The sequence below is a fragment of the Halopiger thermotolerans genome (assembly GCF_054654555.1).
Genome location: NZ_BAAIEU010000002.1, coordinates 508,224 through 534,474 on the forward strand (window position 1 = coordinate 508,224; position 26,251 = coordinate 534,474).

The following is a 26,251-nucleotide window of genomic DNA, read 5'->3' on the forward strand; positions in this document are numbered from 1 at the left end:
GTCGCCGCTACCCCGGCCGTTAACCGGCTCGGTCAGTAATACGGCCGTATGTGATCAGTCGATGAGCGAGGAGTGGACCAAAGACGCCCCTCATCCAGCAATCAGATGGGTATTCCTCACGGGGAGTCGCCTCCGGGTAGCCGCCGTCCTGTCGCTGTTGTTCGTCATCATAACGGCGCTGCTGATCGAATTCGACCTCGTCTACGTCGGTCCCGGCAGCAACCTCTCGACCGCGCTTTCGAGCGGGTTGCTATCGGGACTGCTGACGCTGCTCACGGTCGCCCTGTCGATCAACCAGCTCATCCTCTCGCGGCTGTTCGGGTCCGCGGGGAGCCTCTCGGACCAGCTCGAGGGCACGCTCGACTACCGACGCTCCGTCGAGGACATCGCGGACGTGGCCGCGAGTCCGAACGACCCCAGCGCGTTCCTCACATTCCTCGCCGACACGCTGAAACGCCGTCTCGAGGACTTCCGACGCGAGGTCGGGAGCGGGGCCGTCGACTTCGATCCGGGAGACGACCCTGAGGCGTACGCCGCGGCGGTGATCGACTACGCCGAGTACCTCTCGACCGCCGAGGATCTCGACGACCCGTTTAAGGTCTTACTCCTCGTGCTGGGCCAGGATTACGCCGACCATCTCGACGAGACGCGGGAGCTCAAGGGGAAGTACGGGCAGCGCCTTCCCGACGAGACTGCGGCGGCGCTGGACGACGTTTTCGAACTGCTGAAGGCCGTCACGACGATGCGGCAGTTCTTCAAGACCCTCACCCTGCAGCAGGAGCTCGCCAGGCTCTCCCGGGAGTTGATGTACACCGGAGTTCCGGCCGTCCTGGTCACGTACTACCTGTCTTCCGTCTACGCGACCGCCCCGAGCGTGTCGACCACGATCGATCCGGCGTACATGCCGATCGTGGTGGCGGTCGCAACCGGCGTGATCCTCTCGCCGCTCGCGGTGCTGGTCGTCTCCCTGCTCCGAGTTGCGACGGTGTCGCTGTACTCGGTGTCGGTGGGGACGTTCACGCCACCCCAGGAGACGTTCGAGTCCAGTTAGGCTTCCCGGAATCCGCCGGCGAGGGCGAGCGGACGGTCCGACCGCCGCGGTGCGACGTTCGCCCGGCGGAGCTCGTTTGTAAATCACGCAGCGATCTTTTCCGCCCGCCGGGGGAAGGGTGGACATGGTCCGACTCTCCACGATCGTCATCCTCATCGGGATCGTACGCCTCACGCCGCTCCCGCCGCCGCTGGGAATTGTGCTCGGCGGACTCCTGATCCTCGTCGGCGGCGCGCTGCGAGTTTTCACGGACCGGTGACGGCGCGCGCCCATACCTGATCCGTCCGATCCACCGCTTTTCCCGCTGGCTCGCGCTGCCGGCAGTCGAGACGGACCGAGTCGGAGTCGGAGTACCGTCAACAAGTCAGTTACCGAGCCTTCAGACGGCCTCCTTCCGCGGATCCGAATCCCGCGCCCGCTCGCGGACGGTGATATCGTCCGGCCCGTCGACCCGAATCCGATACCCGTCGTACGTGAACGAGACCGAAACGGCGCCCCGTTCGCCGTCGGTCGACTGGAAAAGCGCGTCGAGGGCCTCGGGATCGACCGCGGAGTGTAGCGGCGTCCGGATCTCCTCGAGTGCGACGCCGTCGTGCGCTGCGACCGCTTCGAGTACGCTGTAACTGATGGATTGCTCCCCGTCCATGCCCAGCGCTGCCACATTCCTACGTATAAAGACCGGTGGTGGTTTTCTGACGGGCGTCTGACGCCGGTCAGACGGTCCGCACTCGAGGGTCGTCCCCGACGCCGACGCACGATCGCCGGGCGTGGCAACCGAGCGTTACCCGGCCCCCGTGGGCTCGTCGCGGGTTCCGTCGTGGCCGCGGGCATCGCGATCGCGAGCGTTACCGCGCGGTCCCCACCGGCGGGACCGCTCATTCCCCTCGGCACTGCGCCCGCGAACCGATCCCCGGCCCGAGTTGCACACCACGATCAGGCTGCTCGCGCCCATCATCGCGGCGGCGATCAGCGGGTTGATCGCGCCGGCCATCGCCAGCGGAATCGCCGCGAGGTTGTAGCCGGCCGCCCACGCGAGGTTCTGTCGGATCCGCCGGCGCGTCGCGCGCGACACCGCGAACACCGCGGGAATCGACTCGAGGTCGTCGTCCCGGACGACGACGTCGGCCGCGTCCATCGCGATGTCGGTGCCGCTCTCGAGGGCGATGCCCATGTCCGCGCGGGCCAGCGCCGGCGCGTCGTTGGTGCCGTCGCCGATCACCGCCGTCGTGCCGTCCTCGCGGAGCCGGCGGACGATGGCCTCCTTCGATTCCGGGCGCACGCCGGCGAAGACGTCGTCGACGTCGGGGTGGTCCCGCAGCCACCCCGTCGCGCGCTCGTCGTCGCCGGTGAGGACGACGACCCGCCGCGATTCGTCCGCGCCGGCCACCTCAGCGACGACCTGCTCCCAGTTTTCCCGCGGCCGGTCCCGAACCGCGACGACGCCGCGGACGGCGCCGTCCCAGCCGACGACGGTCGGCCGACACCCCCGCTCTCGAGCCGCGTCGACGGCGTCCGCGAAGCGGCCGGGGAACGTCCACGCGCCCGACGCGCCCGACGCCTCGGACTCCGAGCGAAACGCCGCCGGATACCCCACGCGAACCCGCCTGCCGTCGACGGTCCCCGAAACGGCTCGCGCCTCGCGCTCGACGTTCGCGACCTCGAGCGGGCCTTCCTCCGCACCGCCTTCGGACGCCGCCTCGACGATCGCCGTCGCGATCGGGTGGTTCGACCGCGATTCGACGGCCGCCGCGCGCTCGAGCACCCGCTCCGAGTCGTCCGCGACGACGCGTTCGACGGTCATCTCGCCGGTGGTGAGCGTCCCGGTCTTGTCGAAGACGACGATCTCCGCGTCCGTGATCCGCTCTAAGACGTTCGCCGAGAGGACGGCCGCGCCGTTCTCGGCCGCGCGCTCGCTCCCCGCGGCCAGCGCCAGCGGCGTCGCGATCCCCAGCGAGCAGGGACACGAGACCACCAGCACGGAGAGGCCGATCAGAAGCGCCTCGCTCGCCGGCTCGCCGGCCAGCAGCCGGAACGCGGCGGCCGCGACCGCGAGGACGACCACCAGCGGTACGAACGCCGCGGCGAAGGCGTTGACGAGCCGCTGGGCGCCGCTCTCGGAACTCTGGACCTCCCACAGCAGTTCGACGAGCCGATCCAGCGTGCTCGAGTCCGCCTCGATTTCGACGGTCAGCGTGCCGTCGGTGAGGACGGCGCCGCCGACGACTCGATCCCCGACGGCCACCGCTCGGGGGATCGATTCGCCGGTCACGAACGACTCGTCGACCGTCCCCTCCCCCTCGCGGACCGTCCCGTCGAAGGGGAGCCGATCGCCGGCGGTGACGAGCGCCCGATCGCCGGGCTCGCAGCTCTCGCGGGGGACCTCCTCAAGCGAGCCGTCCGCCGAAACCAACTGGACGGTCGTCTCGCGGGCCGCGGCCAGCGCCGCGTGGGTGTCGATCGCCCGCCGCTTGACCCTCGTCTCGAGGCGGTTCCCGACGGTGACGACGACCAGCACCATCACCGCGACGTCGAAGTAGAGGTGCCGGGAGCCGACGGCGAAGGCGGCCAGCGAGTAGGCGTAGGCGGCGAGGACGGCGATCGAGACGAGCACGTCGACGTTCGGCCGCCGGACGGCGAGGCTGACGGTGGCGCTCTTGAAGATCGGATACCCCAGCCCGAGCACGATGAGGGTGCTCCAGACGATCAGCGGGACGAACACCATCGTCCGAATCGTCGAGCCGTAGAGGAACGACTCCGGGTAGACGCCGAGGTAGGTCGGGTAGACGAACAGCAGGTACGGCGCCATGACGGGCATCGCGAGGAGGACGGCGACGATCGTCCGATACTCGCCTAGATCGAAGCCGCTCCCCGCGTCGTCCGCGCCGGCATCGGAATCGGGTTCGTGCGCGCGGTAGCCGAAGCCGCCGATCGCCGCCGGCAGGTCCTCGCGGTCGATCGCCTCGGGATCGTACCGCAGCCGGATCATCTCGGTGGCGTAGCTCGCCTGCGCGCCGCGGACGCCCTCGGTTTCGGTCGCCACCGCCTCGAGGAACCGCTCGCAGGTCGTGCAGTGCATGCCCTCGAGGGCGAGAAAGGCGGTCTCGAGGTCGTCGTCCGCGACACCGTCGGCGACGACATCGCTATCGCCGTCGATTGTGGCTCCGTCCTCAAGTGGATCGAGCGAGTCGTCCGCGTCGGTTCGCTCGAGGTCCTCGATCGCGTCGGGATAGACGGCGTCGTCGTCCGTGGGCTCGTCGTCTCCCTCCGTTTCCGCCACGGCGCGGTGGACCTCGAGACAGCCCCGGCAGCAGAAGGTCCCCTCGACCGCGTCGTCGCGGATCGGTCGGTCGCCGGCGGGCAACCCGCAGAGGGTACACTCTGTCATGGCGAGGGAGTTAACTCGCGTACCACGCGGGGACTATAGAAACTCCGGCTCGCGACGGTCGGGTCGGGGCCGTACCCCGCGCCCGGTCCTGATCCCGGCCCCGACCGCCGACACCTACGCCACCGACCCGACGTAGAGGATCACGACCAGAATGACCCACACGAGGTCGACGAAGTGCCAGTACATCGACGCCGTCGAGACCGCGACGTGCCGGTCGTCGGAGAACTGGCCGGCGATCGCGCGGACGAAGACGATCGCCAGGATCACCACGCCCAGCGCGACGTGGAGCCCGTGCAGGCCCGTCAGGGCGAAGAAGGCGCTCCCGAAGACGTCGGTGACGCCGACCCCCTCCACGACCAGCAGTTCGTAGTACTCGTACAGCTGTCCGCCGACGAAGACGATCCCGAGCAGGACCGTCACGCCGAGCAGGCCGAGGAACCGGCCCCGGTGACCGTCGCGGATGGCCTCGTGAGCGATGTGCAAGGTCACGCTGCTCGCGATCAGGATGGTGGTGTTGATGAGGACGAGCGACGAGAGCAGATGGGGCAGTTCCCCAGGCGGCCACGTGCCCGTCCGGATGAAGAAGTAGTAGACGAACCCCGCGCTGAAGGTCATGACGTCGGTGGCGAGAAAGAGGACCATGCCCCAGCGCAGGTCGATCCCCCCGCTCGCCTGCGCCGTCGCTCGCTCCCAGTAGGCGCTGACGAAGCCGTGGTACGTCCAGCCGTAGAGCCCGCCGAGAAAGACCGCGACGCCGCCGACGAGCACGACCGGCGGGAGCCGCTGCCCGATGAGCGGGTCGTCGCCGCGCGAGAGGAGCACGAGCGCGGTACCGAAGTAGAGGCCGGCGATCCCGAGGCCGGTGACCAGCGGCCACCAGCTCGCCTCGCCGAACCCGCGCGGCCAGTCCTCCGGCGCCGGTGGGCTGTGGCCGTGGCCGTCGCCGCCTCCGTGGCCGGAACCGTCCTCGTGCTCTGCCTGCGCGCCCGGTTCGCCGTCGACGGCGGACCCCATACCGACAGCTACGACGGCCGCTTGCAAAAACACCCGCCCAGCGAGTCACGCGCTGCACCGCGGTCGCTGCACCGTCGCCGCACCGCACGCGCCGGCCTCCCGCTCCTCGAGCGTGGCGGTAGACCGAGGACCGCGACGGCGCCGCGTCCGTACCGGACGATAGCCGACAGTACCTTCATGCCGGTCGGCGTGGACGGCCGAGGCATGGAACGCGATCGCGACCGCGAATCCGATCCCGAACCCGAGCGCGTGTCCGAACCCGACGCCGACGCGCGCCGCTCGAGCGCGTGGCCGCTGATCGCCGCGCTCGGGATCGTCGCGACCGAGGCCGGCGTCCTGTTCGGGCTGGTGGTGATCGCCGTCGCGGGCGTCCTCGCGGTCGGCGCGAGCGTCGCGGGGATGCTCCACGAGGCCGGCTACGCGGCGGATCCGTGGCGGCCGCTGCGGCTCATCGGCGCGGTCGTCGCCGTCGCCAGCGCGGCGGTCTGGATCGCCGTCGCGCCCGCGGTAACGCCGACCGCCCTCGCCGAGGCCGCGGCGACCGACGGGGTCGCCGTGCGGGCGGCCGTCGTCCTTGGGGCGGCCGCGCTGCTGATCGTCGCCGGCGTCGCCGGCCCCGCCGTCTCGAGTCGCGGGCGGCCGGGCGGTCGAAACCTCGAGGGCTGACCGTCGACGGGCCGATTAGACCAGCACGACGACGAAGCTGACGAGAAAGACGCCGAGCGAGACGCCGGCCAGCAGCAGGGCGAACAGTTCCTTGCGACCCATACCGGCGCTCCGACGCCGCCGACCAAAAACGAACCGCCGGGCGTCGTCGGGTCCGCTTCGACTCGAGGCGCAACGACGGGGCGACGACAGGGCGACGGCGGCGACGGCCTGCCCGACAGTTATTACGCGGACCGTTGTACGCCCCGACGACCGACGATGAGCGAGCGCGACGAGACGGGATCGGACGCGACCGCAGAGCAAGCGCAGGCGGTCTCGGGGGCGCCGCTCGACCGGGACGACCTCGACGCCGAACTCGACATCACCCTGCGGGTCGTGCTCTCGGCGTTCGTCGGCGGCGCCGTCGGCCTGCTCGCGATGGTGCCGATCCTCTTTATCCCGCCGGCGTTTTTCGACCTCTTCGAGGCGGACGCGCTCGTCGACGTCGCCGAACTCGGCCGGGTGCTCGGGCTCGAGCCGAACCTCCTGCTGGGCATCTTAGTGTTCGCCGCCGGCGGAACGATCGCCCTGCCGCTGTTGTTCGTCGTGGCCGGCGCGTTCCTGCCGCCGCGGGAGCCGCGGGCCGCGCGCGCGGTCACCTTCGCGACGATCATGTGGACCGGCTTTATCATCGCCTTCTGGCCGGGCGAGTACGCCGGCGTGCTCTTTCTCGGGCTGTCGCTGGCGGCCCACTGGGTCTACGGCTATGTGCTCGGCCAGGTGATGGAGTGGCTCGCGCACGTGCCCCAGCACTCCGTGTGATCTCGGTGTGACGGTTCGATGTGGCCGCCCGATTCGACAGTCCCGCCTACCGGTTCGCGCGATCCGGGACCCGGAGCACCGTTCTCACGTCCTATCCCCGGTTCGGTCGTCGTGCTCGGCCCGCTCGTCGATCCCGTCGCCGTCCTCCCGCGCGACCCCGTCGGCCGCTCGATCGCGAGCGGGTTCAGCGCGGCGCTCCTCGAGGCGCTCCTCGAACCACTGCCACTCGCGGGTGAACTGGCCGGTTTCCTTGAGGTTCCAGATGTCGGCGTCGCGGACGACCGGGCCGACGCGGGCCGACTGGACCATGTTCACCACCCAGAGGACCACGCTCGCGCCGAGGACGAAGGCCCCGAGCGAGGCGACCTGGTTGAGCGTGATGAACTCCGGCGGATACGCGCCGTACCGGCGAGGCATCCCCTCGTATCCGAGAATCAGCAGGGGGATGAACGTGATGAACGATCCGACGATCAGGAGGAGGCTCTGCGCCCGCGCGAGCCGCTGGTTGTACATCCGGCCGGTGATCAGCGGGAACCAGTAGTAGCTCGCCGCGATCATCGCGAGGGGGATGATGCCGACGACGATGAGGTGGAAGTGGCCGACCACGTAGTGGGTGTCGTGGAGCGGGAGGTCGACCGGCACCGACGCGAGGAACACGCCCGTGATCCCGCCGATCACGAAGGTGCTCATGCCGCCGATGATGCAGATCAGCGGCGCGTCGAGCCGGAGCCGGCCGTTCCACATTGTCGCGATCCAGTTGAACTCCTTGATGGCGCTGGGGATCGCGATCGCCAGCGAGACGAACATGAAGCTCGCTCGTAGCCGGGGGTCCATCCCGGTCGCGAACATGTGGTGGGCCCAGACGCCGAACGACATGATCCCGATCGCGATCGTCGAGTAGACGATAAAGCGGAACCCGAACAGCCGCCGGCCGCAGAACTTCGGCAGGATGAGGCTGACCAGGCCGAACGCCGGCAGCACCAGGATGTAGACCTCGGGATGACCGAAGAACCAGAACAGGTGCTGCCAGAGCATCGGCCCGCCGCCGTCGACCGTGAAGAAGGTCGTTCCGAAGTTGCGATCGAGCAGGAGCATGATCAGCGTGCTGCCGAGCAGCGGGAACGCGAGCAGGATCAGCCCGCTCGTGACGAGGATGTTCCACGAGAAGATGTCGAGTTTGTCCCACCCGAGGTCGTCCGGCCGCTCGGTGAAGATGGTGACGATGAAGTTGATCGCCGCCATCGTGGTCGCGACCCCGCTCAAGTGCAACCCCAGCAGGGCGACGCTGATCTGCGGGTTCGCCATCTCGATCGACAGCGGCGTGTACATCGTCCAGCCCACCGAGACCGGCTCGAGCGCCTCGAGGGCGGTCACGTCGACGGGGAACACCCCGAGGACGATTCCGGCGATGTCCGTGATCAACCCGCCCCGGACCATCACGAGCGAGGGCGGGAGCAGCCAGAATGCGATCGCGTTAATCCGCGGAAACGCCAGGTCGTCGGCGCCGAGCAGCAGCGGCAACACGTAGTTGGCGATGCCGGTGAACACCGGCGTCACGAAGAAAAACAGCATCGTGAACCCGTGGGTCGTGAACACGGCGTTGTAGGTTTCGACGTTCCAGACCGTGCTCTCGGGGACCAGCAGTTCGGTGCGGATCATCATCGCGTCGGTCGCGCCCCACAGCGCCGCGACGGTCCCGAACAGGATGTACAGCAGCCCGATGTCCTTGTGGTCGACGGTCGTGAGCCACCGCCGGAGACCGGCCGGCTTCTCCGTTCCCGTCAGCCCGACGGTCACCGAGGCGGTGCCGCCGTCGGCGAACGACCTCGCCGGCCGATCGCTCCGGAGGCGGTAGTAGGCTACGAGCACGGCCAGTCCGATCGCGGCGAGGACGACTCCCGGTATCGTATCCAACATCGTATGCACCTGTCGGCGGGGGCGAATCGAACGACGGCGTTCGCCCCCACGGTCACCGCGGTCTTCAACGAACGCGAGGTAAAGGTTTGTGTCGGCACCGTTCGAAACCGGCGGTTACCGCTCGGACGTCGACGCCGATCCGGTCCGGCGACGCCGGCAGGCCGGCGCTACGCGCCGTCGAGCAGGCGCCCGTAGACGGCCCCGAGCGTGAACCCGTAGGCCCAGTGGGCGAACAGCGTGTACGCGCCGAACAGGACCAGCAGCGGCCCGCCGATGTCCCCCCGGCCCGTGAGCACGAACGGGATCCACAGGAGCGAGGCGAACACGACGCCGCGGGCGGCGGGATCCGGACCCCGGGGGAGGTACGGTTCGAGCGCGAGGAAGAGGAGTGGCCAGGCGACGACCCCGGCGACGACGAACAGGACGAAGCCGACGACGGGATCGTTCGGCGTCCCGATGAACCGCGCGATGACGTAGAAGATGTCGATCACCGAGCGCGTCTCGACCTCGAGCATCAGGAGCAACAGCGTCATGACGGTGGTCGCCGAGAAGCCGGCGGCGACCGCGCTCGGAAATCGCTTCATGGTTCACCGCCGGTCGCCGATCCGATCGTCGAGGCGTTCGGCGACGACTCGTTGCCTGCGGTTTCGTTGCCGGCGGTTTCGTTGGGGGCCGCTTCCGGGTTCTCGAGCCACGCCTCGTACGCCTCCTGGTCGACGACCCGCACCGTCGAGAGCATCTCGGGGTGGCCCGGTCCGCACAGCTCCGCACAGTAGAGACGGTACTCGCCCTCCTCGGTCGGCTCGGTCCGCAGCAGGTTGTACTGGCCCGGTATCGCGTCCTGTTTCCAGTCGAGATCCGGGACGTGGAACGAGTGTATCACGTCTTCCGACGTTATGTAGAGATACGCCGTCCGATCCTCGGGGAGGACCAGCGCGTTCGAGGTCGTCACGTTCTCGTCGGGGTACTCGAACGTGAACTGCCACTGCTCGGCGTTGACGTGGACCTCGACGGCGTCCGCTGGTGCACCGCCCGGCTCGACGTCCCCGGTGTCCCCATTCCGTTCATCGAGCACCGTCGACACCGTCGGCTGCGCCAGCACGTAAAACGAGGCCGTTCCGACGAACAGCAACACGATTGCCGTCGCGATCGTCCACGTGATCTCGAGTTGGCGGTTCTCCTTGGTCGGCTCCGGCTCGTCGTTGTCGCGGAACCGCCAGACCGTGTACGCGAGGATCGCCTCGACGAGGACCGCGATCGGCACGGCGAGATAGAGCAGCTGTCGGTTGAGCCGGCTGATGACCTGATCCGTCACCGAGGCGACGGCGACGGTCGGCACCGCGGCGACCGTCACCAGGGCCAGAAACGCGACGATGACGACGGTGCGACGTGTGCCCTTCATCTACCCGGGTGGCTACATTAACCCCCTCCATAAGCGTTTGTCCGGAATACTGATCTATCGGCGTCCAGCCTATCAACGCTCGTGGATACGGTTTATCCCCCTCGCGGCGGAAGGTGGACCTATGCTGGAGTGGCTCTCGCGGGAGACGGCGATCGACGCCTCGATCAACGCGGTTCCGGTGGTGATCCTCGCGTACTTCGCGGTCTTCTTCGAGATCGCGGAGACGTGGTCGTTCGATCCGCTCACGGTCGTCCTCACGCACACACTGACGCTCCTCCCGCTGGTTCTCCTGATCGTCGCGACGTACGTCGTCGCGCGGGTGATCGAGCGGGACGCCGACCGATCCTGAGTATTCGACGGTCGGTCCAGAGCGCTCGAGGTCCGGGGTCTACGCGGATCCGACGTCCCGCACCGCGGGAGCGTTTAACCGACCGGAACCCGTACATCCACCCGCCGTCCATGCCAGGCCCCTCAATCTACACGCCCGAGGGAACGTTCACGTTCATGCTACTGACGCTCGGCCTCGCGCTCGTGGCCGCGATCGTCTACCTGCTGCTCTTCACCGGGGCGACGTTCCCGCTGTAGGTCGCCGTCGCAGTCGTAGCGCACCCCGCGGCGTGCTCCCTCGTCCCGATCGGGGTCGGACCCACGCCCCGGTAGCGGCTGCGCGTAACGAAACACGTATCACCGGCTGCGTCCAGATCGAAGACGTGCTGAGACAGGTAGTCGCATCTCTCCGAGCTCGTCACCATGCAAGACGGTAAGCGCCGCGTCGAGCCGCCGGCGGACGAGACGGCCGCCGACGGCGCCGAGTCGGCCGTCGACGGATTGGACGTCGACGGAGCGGACGTAGCGGACGTCGACGAATCGATTCGAGAGGTCGTCGAAGAGTCGCGAGAGGGCGTCCCGGCGGCCGGTGCCGTCGTCCGCGACCGGTTTTCGACCGACGAGATCTTCCACCGGATCGTCGCCGCGGCCGACGACGAGATCGCGACCGGTCGGCGGGAGCTGTTTTTCAGCGCGCTCGCCGCCGGCTTCGCGATCACGCTAACGTTCATGCTCTACGCGTCGGTGACGGAGGCGGCCGGCGGTGCCCCGATCGTGGGCGCGCTGCTCTATCCGCTGGGGTTCGTCTACATCATCGTCGGCGACTACCAGCTGTTCACCGAGAACACGCTGCCGCCCGTCGCGCTCGTGCTCGAGCGACTGGCGAGCGTCCCCGCCCTCCTCACCGTCTGGACGATCGTGTTGGTCGGCAACGTCGTCGGCGGCGCCGTCGGCGCGTTCGTCCTCGCGTCGACGGGCGTTCTCTCCGCGGACGCGACGGCGACAGCGGTCGTGCTCGCCGAGTCCGGGATCGAGACCGACCGGTGGGCGACGTTCTTCAAGGGGATGTTCGCCGGGCTGATCGTCGCCGGCCTCGTCTGGCTCGACTACGCGGCTCAGGAGACGAGCGCCCGTCTCCTGCAGGTCTACGTCGCCTTCCTCGCGATCCCGCTCGGCGACCTCTATCACGTCGTCGTCTCCGCGACCGAGGTCGCGTTCCTCGCCTTCCGCGGCCACCCGGCGCTCGCGACGGGCATTACCGAATTCGTGCTGCCGGTCTTGCTGGGCAACACGATCGGCGGCGTGGTGCTCGTCACCGTCGTCAACTACTTCCAGGCGGTCGAGCGCACGTACCAGGAGCAGTACTACCAGCTTTCCCCGCGTGAGATGCTGTTCGGGAAGGACGCCGGTAGCGACTACGCGCCGCCGGCCGACGGCGACGACTGATCGCCGCTTCCGGTCGCGAGCGTTACGACCCGCCGAACTCCAGATCCTCGCTGCGTTCCTCCCACTCGAGTTCGAACTCGAGTTCGCGCATATCGCCGTCCTCCTCGTACTCGACCTCGAAGTTCATGTGCTCGGGCGGCTCGAGGTCGATCGTCTCCTCGCCGATCGTCAGCGTGACGGTCTCGCCCTCGCGGAACCCCTCAAGGAACGACTCGATGTGGGCGACGACCTCATCGCGGGAGTGGTAGTGCTCGTACTCGAGTTCGGTGGACTCCTCCTCTTCTTCCTCCTCCTCGCTTTCTTCCGTTTCTTCCTCGTCCATCTCGTCGTCGGATTCGTCGTCGGTCATGCGAGCGCGCCTTCCACGGATCCGACCGTAAAGATTGGACATCGGCCGTGATTTCAGTCATCCGACCCGGGAATTGTCCTCGAGAAGACGGTCCCGACCGACGGCCGGCGACCGGCTTTCGCACCGCGACCTCGCCGGCTTACGACCGCTCGACGGTCAGGTCGATCCCGGTCGTCTGCGCGATGTTGTTCGAGACGGGACACCGCTTTTCGACGCGCTCGCCGAACTCCCGCAGGGTCTCCTCATCCGCGTCAGCGTCGATGTCCATCCGCACCTCGATGTTCCGGACGCCGACGTGTTCGTCGGGCCGTTCGGTCTGGAACGCGTCGACGTCGAACTCGCCGGTGATCTCGACCTCGAGGCCCTCGAGCGCGAGGTCCATGTCCTTCGCGACCTGCGAGGCCGTGACGTTGAGACAGCCGGCCTGGCCGGCCAGCAGGTACTCGAGGGGGTTCGGGCCGTCGTCCTGGCCGCCCATGTCCTCGGGTTCGTCGATCACCAGTTCGAAGTCTCGCGCCGTGACCGTCGATTTGGTCGGCGTCTCGCGATCCGCCTCGACCTCGACGGGAATGACGTTCTCGGAGTCGCTCATTGCGTAGTCACCGTGATTTCGTGCGGCCGCGTCGCGCCGGCGGCCGCCCACGAAGGGTGTCACCGAACGCCGAAATAAAGCTGCGGGACCGCGAGGGTCGGTTCGTCGCTTCCCCGCGCCGCCGGACTCGAGCCCGAACGCGTCGGCGACGGCGGACGACGGGACGCCGATCGCGCGGCGGCGGTCGTGCACCGCGCGTACACGCCCGGCGGCCCGTTTTGTACGGCTACGGCGTTGGTTCGAGTGCAATGGTAAACGCAGCCGTCGTCATTCTCGCCGGAACCGAATCGCACGCCGACACCGGTCGCCTCGTCAACGGCCTCGAGGCCGCCAGGGAGTTCGCCGTCAACGAGGCGGACGACGTGGAACTCATCTTCGACGGGGCCGGCACGCAGTGGATCGCCGAACTCGAGGACGAGGACCACGAGTACCACGACCTCTACCGGTCGGTTCAGGACGAAGCGGCCGTCTGCGACTACTGCGCCGGCGCGTTCGACGTCGACGACGCCGTCGACGACGCGGGGATCGTCCGCATCGACGAGAACGAGGGCCATCCCAGCATCCGCTCACTCGTCGACGACGACTACGAGATCATCACGTTCTAACGCCGCCCGCAGTTCGTTTTCGCAGGCGCGGCCGATTTCGGGACCGGCGCCGTCGCTTCTAGCGGCGTCCGTCCCGGTAATATCGACTTAGTCGACCGAACTGTGGCCGGAATCGCCCGGTAGCCGATCGGTTCGCAGGAGTCTCCTACTAAAGCGTTACGTGAATGAGCGGTTGCCGTGCCACAACGATTCGGCCGTTTCTTCCCTCGCTCTCCGCCGGGGACATTCGTGGTAACACATGACAAATAAGAACGGAGCGCACGAGGGCGATCGAGTGACGCGGCGGGCGCTGCTCGCGGCCGGGGGCGCGACCGCGGTCGGCGCAGCCGCGGGGCGCGTCGGGGCCGAGTCGGCCGCGGTCGGCCAACACGACGACGGCGGCGAGAGAGCGGAAGCGACCGGTTCGGGTCGCGAGATCACGGTCCGGCAGGAACCGGGCAACGCCTTCTACTGGGTGCTGCCGGGCGAGCGACGGCTGAGCCCGCAGGTGTTCGGCACGCCCGAGAACCCGCTGCGCGGGAGCGACCTGCTCGAGGCCCGTATCGAACAGGCGAAGGGACTCCCCGAGCCGCTCGACGAGGCGATCCCGCAGTTGCTCGCGGACCTGCCGCCGCTCGTGGCCGCGCCGGAGGCGGCCCGCGAACCGATCGACGACGAGGACGGCATCGCTCGGCAGCGGTTCACCGAACCGACGCTGTACAGCGACGAGGCCGAGGTGACAAGCGGCGCGTTCGAGATCACCTACCGCGACCACCAGCCGTACGACCTGCCCGGCGCGCCGGGCGACACCACCGATCGGGTCGAACTCGCGGCGCAGTTCACCGATCCGGCGGGCAACGAGTACGAACTCGAGCACGACCACGTCGTGCAGCCGCCGATTCCGGGCTACGAGACGGGCGGCGGCATCCGGTCGGGCGGCTGGCTCCACGGGATCACGGGGACCGGCTCGCCGCTGTTCCCCCGGGTGTACACCTACGGCGCGTCGTGGGGCGTCGGCGACGTCCGGATCAACGGCGAGGTAGCCACCGAGGACGGGTTCCGCGTCATCCACTTCATGACGACCCAGACGGTCCGCGACGAGCGGTACCGGATGGTCCTCGACGAGGAGCTGCCGCTCGCGCCCGACGAGACGATCGCGGGGCGGATCCACCACACCCACGGCGTCGTCCTGCCGATCCGGCCGACGCCGGAAGGTCCCGTCTACGATCCGGTGCCGACCGCGATGGAACTCCCGAACGGCGAGACCCAGCCGTTCATCCACGCGATGTGGGAGCAGGAGGAACTCGTCGAGGCGCCGTTCGACGACTGGGAGTTCCCCGGGCAAGCGGACGCGGAGGCACCCGACACCGCGGAATCAGCCGGCGGGACGGACGCCGACATCAGGCTGCTGGGCGACGCGTCCGCCTGGCGGGGCGTCGCTCCCGACGCCATCGCGGACGCGGAGAATCCGACGCTCGCGCTCGAGGCGGGGACCGAGTACGCGCTCGTCTGGGAGAACGCCGACGGCCTGCAGCACAACTTCGCGATCGAGGACGAGAACGGCGACGACGTTCTGGCGTCGGAATTCGTCGGCGAGGAAGGGGCCACGCAGACGGTCACGTTCACGGCGACCGCCGAGATGGCCGCGTACTACTGCCAGGTCCACCCCGAGACCATGCGCGGGTCGCTCGAGGTCGCGGGGTGACGACCCCCACGCACACTCTCGCCGTCCCGTTTTATGCCGCCACGCGATAGGGGGACGACATGGTGGACGCAGCCGTACTCATCCTCGCGGGCACGGAATCGCGCGCCGACACCGGTCGCCTCGTCAACGGCCTCGAGGCGGCCAGGGAGTTCGCCGAGACCGCCGGCGACGATCTGGCGCTGATCTTCGACGGGGCCGGTACGCAGTGGGTCGCGGAACTCGAGGACGAGGACCACGAGTACCACGAGCTCTACCGATCGGTTCGCGACGAGGTGGCGGTCTGCGACTACTGCGCCGGCGCGTTCGGCGCGGCCGACGCCGTCGAGGACGCCGGCGTCGAGCGGCTCGACGAAAACGAGGGCCACCCCAGCGTTCGATCGCTGGTCGACGACGGGTACGAGGTCATCACGTTCTGAGACGGATCGCCGATCCCTGCTCGCCCGGCGCCGCGGTTGCGTCAGATGCGGCGGGGCGGTGCAACGACACGCTCGGCTGGCCCGGCGATCGCTGAAAGGCTTTACTGCGGAGCCGGCGTAGCCACGCCGATGGCATCTTCCGATTCCGACCCCGAACTCGCCGTCTACACCTGTCGATCGTGCGGCGAGTCCCGGTTGGCGTCCGCGGCGCCGACCTGCTGCGACGAGCCGATGGCGGAAGTCGACGACGCGGTTCCGATCAACTCGCCGGACGAAGCCCACCTGATGCGAGCCGTGTTCGACATCTCCGAGACGGAACTGGAGGTCTGTCGGCAGCTCATGTCCGAGGGCGAACTCACGGTCAACGAGCTGACCGACCTCGTCGATCGGGATCGGAGCGTCGTTACCAGACACCTCAATCACCTCGTCGACCTGGGAATGGTCGAGAAGCGGTCGCGGGTCCTCTCGGACGGCGGCCGCGTCAACGTCTACTCGCATCGCTCCGCCGAGGCGGTTCGCCGGCAGTTCACGATCGGACTGGCCGCGTGGATGAACGAGGCCACAGCGGTTATCGACGACCTCAGCGAGGACAAGATCGAACGACTAGTTGGGGGAACGGACGACGGCGAGCGCGGCCCGGTCATCGTCGAGCCCGACGAGTGACGCCGTCGATCGGACCCTGAACGTCCCAGCTTCCGCAGCCGTCGACGGTCGGCCCACGCGCTACGCGCACGTTCTACGCCAACCGCTTTCGGTCTCGCCGTGGGAGACCAACGCATGGACTACGATACCTGGTCCGATCGACAGGCATCGACGACCGTCACCGTCGACGGCCACGACCTCGAGGTCGCCTACTACGACGAGGGGCCGACGGCGGACGACGCAAACGCGGCCCCCGTCGTGTTCTGCCACGGCATCCCGACCTCGTCGTTCCTCTGGCGCCACGCCGCGCCCGAACTGACCGAGGAGCGCCGGGTCATCGCGCCCGACATGGTCGGCTACGGCAACTCGGCCATGCGCGACGGCTTCGACCGTTCGATCCGCGCTCAGGAGGCGATGATCGACGGCCTGATCGCGGAACTGGGCCTCGAGACCGTCGCGTTCGTCGGGCACGACCTCGGGGGCGGCGTCGCCCTCCGGTACGCGGCCCACGAGCCGGACGCGGTGTCGAAGCTGGTGCTCTCGAACGCCGTCTGCTACGACTCGTGGCCGGTCGAGTCGATCCTCGAGCTCGGCCTGCCGGACGCCGTCGCCGACATGAGCGTCGACGACCTCCAGAATATGCTCCGGAAGCTCTACCGGAACACGCTGTACGGCGACGACCCGGACGAGGAGTTCGTCGAGGGCATGGTCGCGCCGTGGGACTCCGAGGAAGCGAAGATCTCGCTGTCGCGGAACGCGATCGGCACGAACACGAGCCACACGACCGAGATCGATCTCGCCGAGATCGAGGCAGAGACGCTCCTGCTGTGGGGCGCTGAGGACGAGTTCCAGCCTATCGAGTACGCCGAGCGGCTCGAGGAGGACATCCCGACCGCCGAGGTCGTCGGCCTCGAGGAGGCGACCCACTGGGTGCCCGAGGATCGGCCGGACGCGTACGCGGAGCGCCTCGCGGCGTTTCTGGCCGACTGAACGGACGGCCGGTCGTTCGGTCGCGGACGGGATTCAGGCGGACGTCCGCGTTACCCGTTCGCCGTCGTCGGTGAGCGTGTACACCGACTGGCGCGCGTCCCTGAACGACACCCGTCCGTCGACCAGCCCCGCCTCGTCCAGCCGGGAGAGGGCGAACCGAACGGTCCGCCGCGGAAGCATCGTCTCCTCGGCGATCTCCGCCTGCGTGAGCGACTCGTTGTACTCGAGGGCCTTGAAGACGAGTTTGGCGCTCGGCGGCGTCTCGGCGAGGGCTTCCCTGGGATCCGTTTCCATTTGCTCGCCGTACTCCTCGAGCGGATGTAAACGGTTGCGCGCTCGTGCACGGGCGGCGCAACGTCGGGGCGACGGCGCTGCGGCCCCGGCGAGGGAGTCGACGGGCCGCGGCCCCGCCCACCTACCCGTCGACGTCCTCGAGCGAGTCGTCCTCGAAGGCCCCCTCGTAGCGGGCGAGCGTGTCCCGGTAGCCCTGCGCGGCGAGGTCGTAGGTCTCCCGCAGGTCGGCGATCGGCGTCTCGGTCGCGTCGACCCGCAGATCGTTGTACGGCGGGACGACGTCGTGGGATTCGGTCGACTCGACGACGACCGCCGCGCTCTGGATCGGCAGTTCCTCGCGCTTGTCGCCCCCTTCCACGTGGCCGGCGGCCAAGGCGTCGATCAGTCGCTTGGCGAGCGGATCGGTGTCGACGTCCGCGGTGACGCCCGCCGGTCCCGTCGCCGGGTCGGTCGTCTCGTGGACCGCGTTCGCCTCGTAGGCCTCCGCGACGGCGTCGATCACGGTTTCGCCGGTGAGCATGTTGCCGGCGACGGTGAAGTGGTCGCCCTCGCGGTGGCCGAACCAGTCGACGCACTCCGCGCCGGAGAAGGCGAACGTGCCCTCGCTATCGACCCCGTGAAGCTGGCGCTGGGGCGCGCCGTCGTCGGCGTTGAGCAGCGCCTCGAGGGCGTCCTCGACGGCCAGTCCGTCGTCGATGTACTCGATGCCCCGGCTGCCGAGGTCGACGTTGACGAGGCTCTGGGTCGCGACGGCGCCGTTCTCGCTGGCGAACGGACAGAGCGTGCCGACGCCGGGCAGGCGGGTCGTGACGGCGACGCCGAACCGCTCGTGCTCGGTTCCGTCGGGCGTCTCGTAGCGCTCGTGGACGCAGATGCTGAACGTCATCGCTCGTTTTCGTGGGGGCGGATGACGGACAAAATTCCTCGGGTGGCAGCAACGCGTGTCGGTCCCGGCGTCGGCGGCGTCGGTCCCCGCGGAAGCCGCCGGTACCGTCCGCAGCGGCCGCTGCGCTCGAGCGGCGCCGTTTCTCCGAGAATTTAAGTTAATTGACTGGTAGCGTCTGACGTAAGAACTATACTCGCGGCCCCGGTGGATAACGGATAACGCCAATGGGACTCATGAGCAAAATCCTCGGCGGGGACCAGTCCCGGACGACCGAGGACTACGTCGAACTGAACCTCGACGACGTTGCGGCGGAGTCGGCCGACGCGACGATGCAGGTTCGCATCGCGGAGGTCGCCAACCAGACCGACGCGATCGACATCAAAGACGCCGTCTACGACGGCGACATCGTCATCGCCGACATCACCCGCCTGCGCACGGAGGACAGCACGGTCGAGCACATCATCGACGAGCTCCGGCAGGTCGCCCGCGAGGTCGACGGCGACATCGTCCGGAAGGGCGACGACCAGATGATCATCACGCCGACCGGCGTCCGCGTCAGCCGGGAGAAGCTCGGCCAGTCGGCCTGAACTGCCCGGCCTGCGGGACAGTACGGACCGGACCGATTTCGTTCTCCTCTCGTCGTTTTCGTCTCGCTTCCTGCTGGCAGACCGTCGCCCGAAAATACCAACTAGCAGACCATTTGGCGCGCAGAAGTTGCCGCATCCGGTGACGGACCCGTTCGCTCCCTAATACCCGATACATCGTCCGTACCGCTCGTCGCGTCTCGAGCGCCGGATAAAGTCGGTTCGCATAAAGGGTACGTATTCTGTCAGTAGTGCCGTCGGCTCGCTGCCGTCGTCCCGGAGCCACGGTACGACTTACCCGTACGCGTAGCTGAAAGGGGGAAGCGGGGCAATCGAGGGGTACGGATGACTACACGAGAGACGCGCCGCCGGACGGGGGTCAAGCCGGGGGACCGGACGCGCGATACGCCCCCAGGGCGGCCGCAGCGTCGAACGACGCGAATCGATCGGTGGAGAACGGGTGATCGGCCATGAGCGAGGGCGGAAGTGCGGGACCGACGGTCGTCTCCCCCGACTGGCTCGAGACCCGCCTCGAGGACGACTCGGTGCCCGTCGTCGACGTCCGCGAGGCCCGCGACTACGCGGAACTGGGCCACGTTCCGGGCGCGGTCAACGTGCCGACCGACGCGTTCCGGGATCCGAGCAGCGTCGCCGCCGGAAAGCTCCCCGCGGCCGAGGACTTCGCCGCGCTCATGCGGGCGGCTGGGATCCGCGAGGACGACGCCGTCGTCGCCGTCGACGGCGCGAACGGCGTCAATGCGGCCCGATTCCTGCTCACGGCGGTCGTCTACGGCCACGACGGCCCGCTGTACCTGCTCGACGGCGGCCTCGAGGCCTGGCTCGAGGCCGGTGGGGACCTCGAGGAGGAGGCGCCCGATCCCGAACCGACCGACTACGAGGCCGACCGCGACGCCGACGCGCCGCTGGTCGACCGCGAGGGCGTCGAGGCTGCCGTCGAGGGCGACGCGGTCGTCGTCGACACCCGGACGGCCGCCGAGTACGACCAGTCGCACATCCCCGGCGCGGTGCAGCTAGGCTGGGAAGACCTGCTCGACGATTCTGGACGGCTGAAGCCCGAGGGCGAACTCGAGGCCATCCTCGCCGACCGCGGAATCGCGCGGGACGAGCGGATCGTCCTCTACTGTAACACCGCGCGGCGGCTCAGCCACACCTTCGTCGTGCTCCGCGATCTCGGCTACGAGAACGTCGCGTTCTACGAGGGCAGCCTGACCGACTGGGTCCGCGCGGAGGCCCCCGAGTGGGATCCCGTCGAACTCAAAGCGCAGGTCCGGGCCTACTCGAACGGCGGCGGTTTCGAGGCGATGGTCGAAGAACTGGGCGAGGACGTCCTGAATCGCCTGAAGCTTATCGGGCTCTACCACCAGAAGCAGCGCGGGTACTTCATGCTCCGAACCCGCGCGCCGGGCGGGATCCTCACCGCCGAGCAGGCCCGGACGATCGGCGAGGTCGCCGACGAGTTCGCCCGGGCCCCCGAGGAGTACGGCGGCCCCGACCAGAACCCCGTCTTCGGCGACGGCTTCCTCGACGTGACCACGCGGCAGGACGTCCAGATGCACTGGATCGAGATCGAGGACGTCGCGGAGATCTGGGACCGCTACGACGAGGTCGGCCTCGAGACGATGCAGGCCTGCGGCAACTCGGTGCGCAACGTCGTCGGTTGCCCCGCCTCGGGGATCGACCCGCACGAGACGGTCGACATCCAGCCCGTCGTCGAGCGGGTCAGCCAGCGGTTCCTGGGGGACCACCACTATGCAAACCTGCCGCGGAAGTTCAAGGTCAGCGTCACGGGCTGTCACGAGAACTGCGCCCGGGCACAGATTCAGGACCTCGGGCTGACGCCGGCGCGAAAGGACGGTCGTGAGGGCTTCGTCGCGCAGGTCGGCGGCGGCCTCTCGGACGGCCCGCGCATCGCCAGCGACATCGACCTGTTCGTCGAACCCGAGGACGTAGACGACCTCGTCGCCGCGATGGCCGACCTGTTCATGGACCACGGCAGCTACCTCGATACGGCCGTCAACCGGCTGCGCTTCCTCGTCGAGGAACTCGGGCCCGAGACGTTCCGCGAGGAACTCGCGACCTACGCCGACTTCGAACTCGAGTCCGCCGCGGCCGCCGAGCGGCTGACGACCGACTACCGCGGCGACCACGTCGGCGTCCACGAGCAGGCCGACGGCCGCTCCTACGTCGGGCTGAACGTCCCGACGGGGCGGATGAGCGGCGACGAGTTCGCCGAACTGGCCGCCCTCGCCGACGAACTGGGCGGCGGCGAACTGCGGCTCACACCGAATCAGAACGTGCTCGTGCCCCATCTCGCAGACGGCGATCTCGAGCGGTTCCTCGAGCATCCCCTGCTCGAGCGGTACAGCCCCGATCCGGGGCCGTTCACCCGCGGGATCGTCACCTGCACCGGGCGGGAGTTCTGCAACTACGGGATCATCGAGACGAAAAACCGCGCGATCAGGTGGGCCCGGCAGCTCGACGAGTGGGCCGAGGACGTCGGCATCGCCCAGAACCACGACGCCGTCCGCGTCCACATGTCCGGCTGTGCGGCCTCCTGCGCCCAGCCCCAACTGGGCGATTTCGGCCTGCGCGGCGAGGTCTACCGCGACGACTTCGAATCGGGCCGCGCGGCCGACATGGGCCTGGGCGGCGATCTGGGCAACGACGAGTTCATCGACTGGCTCGTCGGCAAGATTCCGATCGAAGACGTACCGAGCGTCATCGAGGCGACGATGTTGGCCTACGAGGACGACCGCGAGCCCGACGAGTCGTTCGCCGAGTGGACGCGTCGCACCGCGAACGCCGACCTGCGCGAAATCATCACCGAACAGCCAGCGCGCGATCCGCCGGCGATCGGCACGGAGGTGAGCTGAGATGTCGGGAGCGAATCACCCGGGCGTCCCCGAACGGAACGGACCGACGGAGCCGAAGGGCGTCGGCAACGACCCGCGAGAGCAGAATCCCGACGTCGAGGAGGCGCCGGGCAAGATCTGGTTCCGCGACTTAGACGAGGCCGTCATCGAGGCCGACCGCTGCATCCAGTGTGCCTCCTGCGTCGCGGCCTGTCCGTCCGACTCGATCGGCATCGACGCCGAGGAGAAACGCCCCACGCTGGTCAAGATGTGTACCGGCTGTTCGCGCTGCTGGGACTTCTGTCCCCGCAGCGGGCTCCGCTACGAGCGCGCCCTCGAGTTGCTCGATCAGGAGCGCTCGCTCGCGGAGCCCGACATCTACGCCGCACGGGCGAACGACGAAGCCGCCGACGCCGGACAAGACGGCGGCGCCGTGACCGCGCTGCTGGCCGAACTGCTCGAGGCCGGCGAGATCGACGGTGCCGTCGTCGCGCGGGAGAGCAACGAGGAACCGCTTCGCGGCGAGGCGTTCCTCGCGACCTCTCGCGAGGAACTGCTCGAGGCCAGCGGTAGCAGCTACACGCAGACGATGGGACTGGGGCGGATCGACGACCTGCTCGCCGACGTCGACCTCGACCCGAGCGAGGCGGACCTCGCGCTCGTCGGAACCCCCTGCGTAATCCAGGGAGCGACCGCGCTCGACCGCTACGGCCACGAACCGGCCGATCCGATCGCGCTGACGGTTGCGCTGATGTGCACCCGCACCTTCGAGCACGAGCGGCTGCTGTCGCGGATCGAATCGTATGGCGTCGATCCCAAGACAGTCGACAAGATCGACGTCAGGGACGGCGTCCTCGTCGCCTTCGACGCCGACGGGGAGGCGCTGCTCGAGACCGACGTCTCTGAGTTCGACGCCGCCGGGCTGCGCGGCTGCGACGAGTGTGCGGACTTCGTCGGCGGCGCGGCCGACATCAGCGCCGGCAACGTCGGCAGCGCGAACGGCTACTCGACGGTCGTCGTCCGTACCGAGACCGGGCAAGACGCGTGGACGACGGCCGCCGACGGGCTCGAGACGACTGCAATCGATCGCCCCGAGGCGCTCGAGAAGATCGCCGCTTGGAACGAGCGGCGCGCGAAGTCGATCCTGCCTCGGGAGTTCGATCCCGACGGGGAGATCGGCATCTCGTACGAGCGACACCGCGAGGCCTACGACGGCACCGACCGCGAGCCGCAGCCGCTGAACCCGGCGCGGGTCCACCAGTACGAGGAGTGGTGTTAGCGGGCGGCCCGAGAATTTTCACGGCGTGGGAATTCCCACTGGCGGTTATGACCGGAATGTCCCGTACTAGCAGCTATGACGGGCTTTCGCGCAACCGTCGTGGTCCACGACCCGCAGGAGTGCCCGGTCGCCACCGTGTCGGCGGACGTCGGGGAGGCGATCGATTCGGTCACCCGGACTCGCGGGACGGGAGCGACGGGCGAGACGGTCGTCGAGGAGTTCGGCGTCCCGGCCGACGCCGCCGTCGAGGGAGACGACGACGCCGAACTGGCGACGGACGTCGATCTGGACCCGGTTCAGTCGAACGACCGCGAGGCGGTGTACCGATTCGAGCGGGAGAGCACGAACGACTGCGCCTGCGAAATCGTCGAGGGAACGGGGACGCCGATCTCGTCGGTCCGCGCGCAGGACGGCTCCCTACTGCTATCCTTCCGGACCTTCGAACTCGAGGAGATCGCCGCCATCGTCGACGAGCTCCGGGAGCGGTTCGACGGCGTCCTCGTCGAGGACCTCACGCAGGATCACGAAGACAGTTCGGCCGACCCGGTGATCGTCGACCGGGAGGTGCTGACCGAGCGCCAGCGGGAGATCCTCGAGACGGCCCACGAACTGGGCTACTTCGACTATCCCAAGGGCGCGAACGCGACCGACGTCGCCGAGGAGTTGGGGGTCGCGCGCTCGACGTTCACCGAGCACCTGGCCGCCGCCCAGACGAAGCTGATGGCCGAGATCCTTGACAAATAACCACTATAGACCGTTTCTTCGACCGATATTTATACATATGTCTACCGTCCCGTCCGGTTACTCCTCGCAGTGCTCCGCGTCCGGGAGTTGAAACGGCACATCGGACGCGTTCGGGCGTCACGAGCGAACAAACGACAATACTTTTCCATCGGGGTGCGAAATTGCGTGTATGGTTGACGACCTCAAGAAAGGGCTGGAAGGCGTTCTGGTCGCAGAGTCGGAACTCAGCTCGATCGACGGCGACGAGGGTCGACTGATCTATCGGGGCTATTCGATCGAGGACCTCGCCCGCGGCGCGAGCTACGAGGAAGTCCTCTACCTCCTCTGGCACGGTCACCTCCCCGACGAGGGAGAGCTCGAGTCGTTCACCGCGGCGCTCAACGAGGAGCGCGCCGTCAGCGAGGACGTGCTCGCGACGATGGAGCGACTCGCCGACGCCGACGAGCGGCCGATGGCCGCGCTGCGGACGGCGGTCTCGATGCTCTCCGCCGCCGAACCCGAATCCGACGCCGAGCCCGACGACCTCGAGGCGTCACTGCGCAAGGGGCGACGCATCACCGCCAAGATTCCGACCGCGCTGGCGGCCTTCGAGCGCTACCGGCTCGGCGAGGAGCCGATCGACCCCGATCCCGACCTGGGGCTGGCCGCGAACTTCCTCTACATGCTGACCGGCGAGCGGCCGGACGACGTCGCCGCCGAAACCTTCGACCAGGCGCTGATTCTGCACGCGGACCACGGCCTGAACGCCTCGACGTTTACGTCGATGGTGATCGGCTCGACGATGGCCGACATCTACAGCGCCGTGACCGGTGGCGTCAGCGCCCTCTCTGGACCGCTCCACGGCGGCGCGAATCAGGACGTCATGGAGGTCCTGATGGAGATCGACGAGAGCAACAAGGACCCCCTCGAGTGGGTCGAAGAGGCCACCGACGAGGGCCGGCGCATCCCCGGCTTCGGCCACCGCGTCTACAACGTCAAGGACCCCCGTGCGAAGATCCTCCAGGAGCGCAGCAAGGAACTCGCCGCCGAGGGCAACCCGAAGTGGTACGAGATCACCACCACCATCGAGGAGTACCTCACCGAGGAGAAGGGCCTCGTCGAGAAGGGGATCGCCCCGAACGTCGACTTCTACTCCGGCTCGGTCTACTATCAGCTGGGCATCCCGATCGACATGTACACGCCCATCTTCGCGATGAGCCGCGCCGGCGGCTGGATCGCCCACGTCCTCGAGTACCAGGAGGATAACCGTCTCATCCGGCCGCGTGCCCGCTACACCGGGCCCGAAAGCCAGGAGTTCGTGCCCCTCGAGGAACGGTAACCGTTCGGCCCACGAGGCAGCCGACAGCAGCGACACACTGCAGTTCGATTCAGCTTCTTTCGACGGTCGTTTCAGTCGAGTTCGCGGACGAGCAGCGACATCCCGATCAGCGACCCGAGCAATACGACGATTTTGTGTAGTATAACGTGACTGCGGGTCGAATGGGGGTCGGTTCCGCGAGCCCGCAGAGAGCGGATCACGAACCGGCGCTCCGACGGCGGAACAGCGAAGTGGCGCACCGTCCGACTCACGGGCGTGCGCGTGTTCGTCTACGGAACGCTGACCGATCCCGAGCGCGTCGAAACCGTCCTCGACGGGCGGCCGCCGGCCGCGTACGCGTTCGGCGGTGACGCGATGCTCGAGGGGCTCCACCGCGTCGACGGCGAGTACCCAACCCTCGCCCCGGGCGGCACCGTCGACGGGCGGCTGCTCTCGGTCGACGAGCCCGGACTCGAGCGTCTGGACCGCTACGAGGGCGTCGACCGTGGCCTCTACGTGCGAGTGTCGGTCCCCGTCGACGATGGCGACGACCGCGCCGCGGTGTACGTCGGCGAGCCGGCGCGGCTGGGGATCGACGAGCGGGTCGACTGGCCGACCGGGGACTCGTTTGCGGACCGCGTCCGAACCTTCGTGACTCGCCACGATGTGACCGTCCACCGGACCGGATGACACCCGTCTGCCGGCCGTCTGACGAGCCGATGACCCCGGCGCCCGCTTGCGATTTCACTTTCACTTCGGAGGGATGGGTTTTATGTGGTCTGCGTTCCCGTCTTCACTCGCACGTCACACGCCGTGTATTCCCTGTCGTGTCGCCTCCGGCGACACATTCCTGTTCCCTGTTGGGGGACGGCGATAGCCACGCACCGGATCGACCGGTTTCCTTTCCCCGACAGTTTCCGACGCCGCCGAGCGCGGCGCTCGTCGACTCGATCAGTACGTGCTGTGCACGTCGTTTGTCCGACACCCTTACGGGACGCGCCCCGTAG

Annotated in this window: 28 protein-coding genes; 18 read left to right on the top strand and 10 right to left on the bottom strand. The window is 68.4% G+C overall.

What is annotated here, in order from left to right; translation table 11 throughout:
• The first annotated feature begins 61 nt into the window (after positions 1-61).
• A complete protein-coding gene (locus ACYQ26_RS04960) occupies positions 62-1,051 on the top strand; it encodes a DUF7972 family membrane protein (protein WP_459807619.1) in 990 nt (329 codons plus the stop codon).
• 124 nt (positions 1,052-1,175) lie between these two features.
• Positions 1,176-1,310 (top strand): transporter, encoded by a 135-nt coding sequence (locus tag ACYQ26_RS04965; RefSeq protein ID WP_459807621.1) that lies wholly within the window; start codon positions 1,176-1,178, stop codon positions 1,308-1,310.
• A gap of 120 nt (positions 1,311-1,430) precedes the next feature.
• Here ACYQ26_RS04965 and ACYQ26_RS04970 read toward each other — a convergent pair whose 3' ends face one another.
• The 3 genes from ACYQ26_RS04970 to ACYQ26_RS04980 form a co-directional block, all read right to left on the bottom strand.
• On the bottom strand, positions 1,431-1,697 hold the full coding sequence (locus tag ACYQ26_RS04970; protein ID WP_459807623.1) for a HalOD1 output domain-containing protein: 267 nt from the start codon (positions 1,695-1,697) through the stop codon (positions 1,431-1,433).
• Positions 1,698-1,832: 135 nt separating this feature from the next.
• Positions 1,833-4,436 carry a heavy metal translocating P-type ATPase gene (locus ACYQ26_RS04975; protein ID WP_459807624.1) on the bottom strand — a complete coding sequence of 868 codons (2,604 nt, stop codon included), beginning with the start codon at positions 4,434-4,436 and terminating at the stop codon, positions 1,833-1,835.
• Between the two features lie 114 nt (positions 4,437-4,550).
• Positions 4,551-5,450: a cytochrome c oxidase subunit 3 gene (locus ACYQ26_RS04980; RefSeq protein ID WP_459807625.1), complete on the bottom strand. Its 900-nt coding sequence runs from the start codon at positions 5,448-5,450 to the stop codon at positions 4,551-4,553.
• Between the two features lie 204 nt (positions 5,451-5,654).
• Here ACYQ26_RS04980 and ACYQ26_RS04985 point away from each other — a divergent pair, with 204 nt between their 5' ends.
• Positions 5,655-6,116, top strand: coding sequence for a DUF7541 family protein (locus ACYQ26_RS04985; protein WP_459807627.1), 462 nt, complete (start codon positions 5,655-5,657; stop codon positions 6,114-6,116).
• A 258-nt stretch (positions 6,117-6,374) separates the two neighbouring features.
• Positions 6,375-6,917, top strand: a complete 543-nt coding sequence (locus ACYQ26_RS04990; RefSeq protein WP_459807629.1) for a DUF6789 family protein — start codon at positions 6,375-6,377, stop codon at positions 6,915-6,917.
• Between the two features lie 84 nt (positions 6,918-7,001).
• Here ACYQ26_RS04990 and ACYQ26_RS04995 read toward each other — a convergent pair whose 3' ends face one another.
• The 3 genes from ACYQ26_RS04995 to coxB all read right to left on the bottom strand — a co-directional run bounded on the left by ACYQ26_RS04995 (position 7,002) and on the right by coxB (position 10,236).
• On the bottom strand, positions 7,002-8,834 hold the full coding sequence (locus ACYQ26_RS04995) for a cbb3-type cytochrome c oxidase subunit I (protein WP_459807630.1): 1,833 nt from the start codon (positions 8,832-8,834) through the stop codon (positions 7,002-7,004).
• A 167-nt stretch (positions 8,835-9,001) separates the two neighbouring features.
• A complete protein-coding gene (locus tag ACYQ26_RS05000; protein ID WP_459807632.1) occupies positions 9,002-9,418 on the bottom strand; it encodes a DUF6789 family protein in 417 nt (138 codons plus the stop codon).
• Positions 9,415-10,236 (bottom strand): cytochrome c oxidase subunit II, encoded by an 822-nt coding sequence (gene coxB, locus ACYQ26_RS05005; protein WP_459807634.1) that lies wholly within the window; start codon positions 10,234-10,236, stop codon positions 9,415-9,417. The genes ACYQ26_RS05000 and coxB overlap by 4 nt, the downstream gene beginning before the upstream one ends.
• A 121-nt stretch (positions 10,237-10,357) precedes the next feature.
• Here coxB and ACYQ26_RS05010 point away from each other — a divergent pair, with 121 nt between their 5' ends.
• From ACYQ26_RS05010 to ACYQ26_RS05020, 3 genes are all read left to right on the top strand, one after another.
• Positions 10,358-10,585 (top strand): DUF6684 family protein, encoded by a 228-nt coding sequence (locus tag ACYQ26_RS05010; RefSeq protein ID WP_459807636.1) that lies wholly within the window; start codon positions 10,358-10,360, stop codon positions 10,583-10,585.
• A gap of 110 nt (positions 10,586-10,695) precedes the next feature.
• Entirely contained in the window at positions 10,696-10,821 is a 126-nt protein-coding gene (locus tag ACYQ26_RS05015) for a hypothetical protein (protein ID WP_459807637.1), read from the top strand.
• 165 nt (positions 10,822-10,986) lie between these two features.
• On the top strand, positions 10,987-12,009 hold the full coding sequence (locus ACYQ26_RS05020) for a formate/nitrite transporter family protein (protein ID WP_459807639.1): 1,023 nt from the start codon (positions 10,987-10,989) through the stop codon (positions 12,007-12,009).
• A gap of 22 nt (positions 12,010-12,031) precedes the next feature.
• Here ACYQ26_RS05020 and ACYQ26_RS05025 read toward each other — a convergent pair whose 3' ends face one another.
• Positions 12,032-12,358, bottom strand: coding sequence for an amphi-Trp domain-containing protein (locus tag ACYQ26_RS05025; RefSeq protein ID WP_459807641.1), 327 nt, complete (start codon positions 12,356-12,358; stop codon positions 12,032-12,034).
• A gap of 139 nt (positions 12,359-12,497) precedes the next feature.
• The gene (locus ACYQ26_RS05030; RefSeq protein WP_459807643.1) at positions 12,498-12,950 is read right to left on the bottom strand and encodes an OsmC family protein; all 453 of its coding nucleotides are present in this window, start codon (positions 12,948-12,950) and stop codon (positions 12,498-12,500) included.
• Between the two features lie 248 nt (positions 12,951-13,198).
• On the opposite strand from ACYQ26_RS05030, the gene ACYQ26_RS05035 reads away from it, so the two are divergent.
• The 5 genes from ACYQ26_RS05035 to ACYQ26_RS05055 all read left to right on the top strand — a co-directional run bounded on the left by ACYQ26_RS05035 (position 13,199) and on the right by ACYQ26_RS05055 (position 17,287).
• Positions 13,199-13,555 carry a DsrE family protein gene (locus ACYQ26_RS05035; RefSeq protein ID WP_459807645.1) on the top strand — a complete coding sequence of 119 codons (357 nt, stop codon included), beginning with the start codon at positions 13,199-13,201 and terminating at the stop codon, positions 13,553-13,555.
• A gap of 238 nt (positions 13,556-13,793) precedes the next feature.
• Complete coding sequence (locus ACYQ26_RS05040; RefSeq protein ID WP_459807647.1) at positions 13,794-15,239, top strand: cupredoxin domain-containing protein; 1,446 nt, start codon at positions 13,794-13,796, stop codon at positions 15,237-15,239.
• A 59-nt stretch (positions 15,240-15,298) separates the two neighbouring features.
• Positions 15,299-15,655: a DsrE family protein gene (locus ACYQ26_RS05045; protein WP_459807648.1), complete on the top strand. Its 357-nt coding sequence runs from the start codon at positions 15,299-15,301 to the stop codon at positions 15,653-15,655.
• A gap of 129 nt (positions 15,656-15,784) precedes the next feature.
• The gene (locus ACYQ26_RS05050) at positions 15,785-16,318 is read left to right on the top strand and encodes a helix-turn-helix domain-containing protein (RefSeq protein WP_459807650.1); all 534 of its coding nucleotides are present in this window, start codon (positions 15,785-15,787) and stop codon (positions 16,316-16,318) included.
• 114 nt (positions 16,319-16,432) lie between these two features.
• Entirely contained in the window at positions 16,433-17,287 is an 855-nt protein-coding gene (locus tag ACYQ26_RS05055; protein WP_459807652.1) for an alpha/beta fold hydrolase, read from the top strand.
• A 33-nt stretch (positions 17,288-17,320) separates the two neighbouring features.
• Here the strand turns inward: ACYQ26_RS05055 and ACYQ26_RS05060 are convergent, their stop codons facing one another.
• Entirely contained in the window at positions 17,321-17,581 is a 261-nt protein-coding gene (locus ACYQ26_RS05060; protein ID WP_459807653.1) for a winged helix-turn-helix transcriptional regulator, read from the bottom strand.
• Between the two features lie 121 nt (positions 17,582-17,702).
• On the bottom strand, positions 17,703-18,467 hold the full coding sequence (locus ACYQ26_RS05065; protein WP_459807655.1) for a DUF1028 domain-containing protein: 765 nt from the start codon (positions 18,465-18,467) through the stop codon (positions 17,703-17,705).
• 224 nt (positions 18,468-18,691) lie between these two features.
• Between ACYQ26_RS05065 and ACYQ26_RS05070 the strand changes: the two genes are divergently transcribed.
• The 6 genes from ACYQ26_RS05070 to ACYQ26_RS05095 all read left to right on the top strand — a co-directional run bounded on the left by ACYQ26_RS05070 (position 18,692) and on the right by ACYQ26_RS05095 (position 25,934).
• Complete coding sequence (locus ACYQ26_RS05070; protein WP_459807657.1) at positions 18,692-19,054, top strand: cell division protein SepF; 363 nt, start codon at positions 18,692-18,694, stop codon at positions 19,052-19,054.
• A 467-nt stretch (positions 19,055-19,521) separates the two neighbouring features.
• On the top strand, positions 19,522-21,945 hold the full coding sequence (locus ACYQ26_RS05075) for a rhodanese-like domain-containing protein (protein ID WP_459807659.1): 2,424 nt from the start codon (positions 19,522-19,524) through the stop codon (positions 21,943-21,945).
• Between the two features lies 1 nt (position 21,946).
• Positions 21,947-23,203 (top strand): Coenzyme F420 hydrogenase/dehydrogenase, beta subunit C-terminal domain, encoded by a 1,257-nt coding sequence (locus ACYQ26_RS05080; RefSeq protein WP_459807661.1) that lies wholly within the window; start codon positions 21,947-21,949, stop codon positions 23,201-23,203.
• 75 nt (positions 23,204-23,278) lie between these two features.
• Positions 23,279-23,947 carry a helix-turn-helix domain-containing protein gene (locus ACYQ26_RS05085; protein ID WP_459807663.1) on the top strand — a complete coding sequence of 223 codons (669 nt, stop codon included), beginning with the start codon at positions 23,279-23,281 and terminating at the stop codon, positions 23,945-23,947.
• Positions 23,948-24,116: 169 nt separating this feature from the next.
• A complete protein-coding gene (gene citZ / locus ACYQ26_RS05090; RefSeq protein WP_459807664.1) occupies positions 24,117-25,265 on the top strand; it encodes a citrate synthase in 1,149 nt (382 codons plus the stop codon).
• A gap of 255 nt (positions 25,266-25,520) precedes the next feature.
• Positions 25,521-25,934, top strand: coding sequence for a gamma-glutamylcyclotransferase family protein (locus ACYQ26_RS05095; RefSeq protein ID WP_459807666.1), 414 nt, complete (start codon positions 25,521-25,523; stop codon positions 25,932-25,934).
• Positions 25,935-26,251 lie beyond the last annotated feature (317 nt).

Excerpts from the sequence above, each read along its gene's own strand:
- ACYQ26_RS04960 (WP_459807619.1), top strand. The coding sequence starts at position 62 with ATGAGCGAGGAGTGGACCAAAGACGCCCCTCATCCAGCAATCAGATGG.
- ACYQ26_RS04965 (WP_459807621.1), top strand. The coding sequence starts at position 1,176 with ATGGTCCGACTCTCCACGATCGTCATCCTCATCGGGATCGTACGCCTC.
- ACYQ26_RS04970 (WP_459807623.1), bottom strand. The coding sequence starts at position 1,697 with ATGGACGGGGAGCAATCCATCAGTTACAGCGTACTCGAAGCGGTCGCA.
- ACYQ26_RS04975 (WP_459807624.1), bottom strand. The coding sequence starts at position 4,436 with ATGACAGAGTGTACCCTCTGCGGGTTGCCCGCCGGCGACCGACCGATC.
- ACYQ26_RS04980 (WP_459807625.1), bottom strand. The coding sequence starts at position 5,450 with ATGGGGTCCGCCGTCGACGGCGAACCGGGCGCGCAGGCAGAGCACGAG.
- ACYQ26_RS04985 (WP_459807627.1), top strand. The coding sequence starts at position 5,655 with ATGGAACGCGATCGCGACCGCGAATCCGATCCCGAACCCGAGCGCGTG.
- ACYQ26_RS04990 (WP_459807629.1), top strand. The coding sequence starts at position 6,375 with ATGAGCGAGCGCGACGAGACGGGATCGGACGCGACCGCAGAGCAAGCG.
- ACYQ26_RS04995 (WP_459807630.1), bottom strand. The coding sequence starts at position 8,834 with ATGTTGGATACGATACCGGGAGTCGTCCTCGCCGCGATCGGACTGGCC.
- ACYQ26_RS05000 (WP_459807632.1), bottom strand. The coding sequence starts at position 9,418 with ATGAAGCGATTTCCGAGCGCGGTCGCCGCCGGCTTCTCGGCGACCACC.
- coxB (WP_459807634.1), bottom strand. The coding sequence starts at position 10,236 with ATGAAGGGCACACGTCGCACCGTCGTCATCGTCGCGTTTCTGGCCCTG.
- ACYQ26_RS05010 (WP_459807636.1), top strand. The coding sequence starts at position 10,358 with ATGCTGGAGTGGCTCTCGCGGGAGACGGCGATCGACGCCTCGATCAAC.
- ACYQ26_RS05015 (WP_459807637.1), top strand. The coding sequence starts at position 10,696 with ATGCCAGGCCCCTCAATCTACACGCCCGAGGGAACGTTCACGTTCATG.
- ACYQ26_RS05020 (WP_459807639.1), top strand. The coding sequence starts at position 10,987 with ATGCAAGACGGTAAGCGCCGCGTCGAGCCGCCGGCGGACGAGACGGCC.
- ACYQ26_RS05025 (WP_459807641.1), bottom strand. The coding sequence starts at position 12,358 with ATGACCGACGACGAATCCGACGACGAGATGGACGAGGAAGAAACGGAA.
- ACYQ26_RS05030 (WP_459807643.1), bottom strand. The coding sequence starts at position 12,950 with ATGAGCGACTCCGAGAACGTCATTCCCGTCGAGGTCGAGGCGGATCGC.
- ACYQ26_RS05035 (WP_459807645.1), top strand. The coding sequence starts at position 13,199 with ATGGTAAACGCAGCCGTCGTCATTCTCGCCGGAACCGAATCGCACGCC.
- ACYQ26_RS05040 (WP_459807647.1), top strand. The coding sequence starts at position 13,794 with ATGACAAATAAGAACGGAGCGCACGAGGGCGATCGAGTGACGCGGCGG.
- ACYQ26_RS05045 (WP_459807648.1), top strand. The coding sequence starts at position 15,299 with ATGGTGGACGCAGCCGTACTCATCCTCGCGGGCACGGAATCGCGCGCC.
- ACYQ26_RS05050 (WP_459807650.1), top strand. The coding sequence starts at position 15,785 with ATGGCATCTTCCGATTCCGACCCCGAACTCGCCGTCTACACCTGTCGA.
- ACYQ26_RS05055 (WP_459807652.1), top strand. The coding sequence starts at position 16,433 with ATGGACTACGATACCTGGTCCGATCGACAGGCATCGACGACCGTCACC.
- ACYQ26_RS05060 (WP_459807653.1), bottom strand. The coding sequence starts at position 17,581 with ATGGAAACGGATCCCAGGGAAGCCCTCGCCGAGACGCCGCCGAGCGCC.
- ACYQ26_RS05065 (WP_459807655.1), bottom strand. The coding sequence starts at position 18,467 with ATGACGTTCAGCATCTGCGTCCACGAGCGCTACGAGACGCCCGACGGA.
- ACYQ26_RS05070 (WP_459807657.1), top strand. The coding sequence starts at position 18,692 with ATGGGACTCATGAGCAAAATCCTCGGCGGGGACCAGTCCCGGACGACC.
- ACYQ26_RS05075 (WP_459807659.1), top strand. The coding sequence starts at position 19,522 with ATGAGCGAGGGCGGAAGTGCGGGACCGACGGTCGTCTCCCCCGACTGG.
- ACYQ26_RS05080 (WP_459807661.1), top strand. The coding sequence starts at position 21,947 with ATGTCGGGAGCGAATCACCCGGGCGTCCCCGAACGGAACGGACCGACG.
- ACYQ26_RS05085 (WP_459807663.1), top strand. The coding sequence starts at position 23,279 with ATGACGGGCTTTCGCGCAACCGTCGTGGTCCACGACCCGCAGGAGTGC.
- citZ (WP_459807664.1), top strand. The coding sequence starts at position 24,117 with ATGGTTGACGACCTCAAGAAAGGGCTGGAAGGCGTTCTGGTCGCAGAG.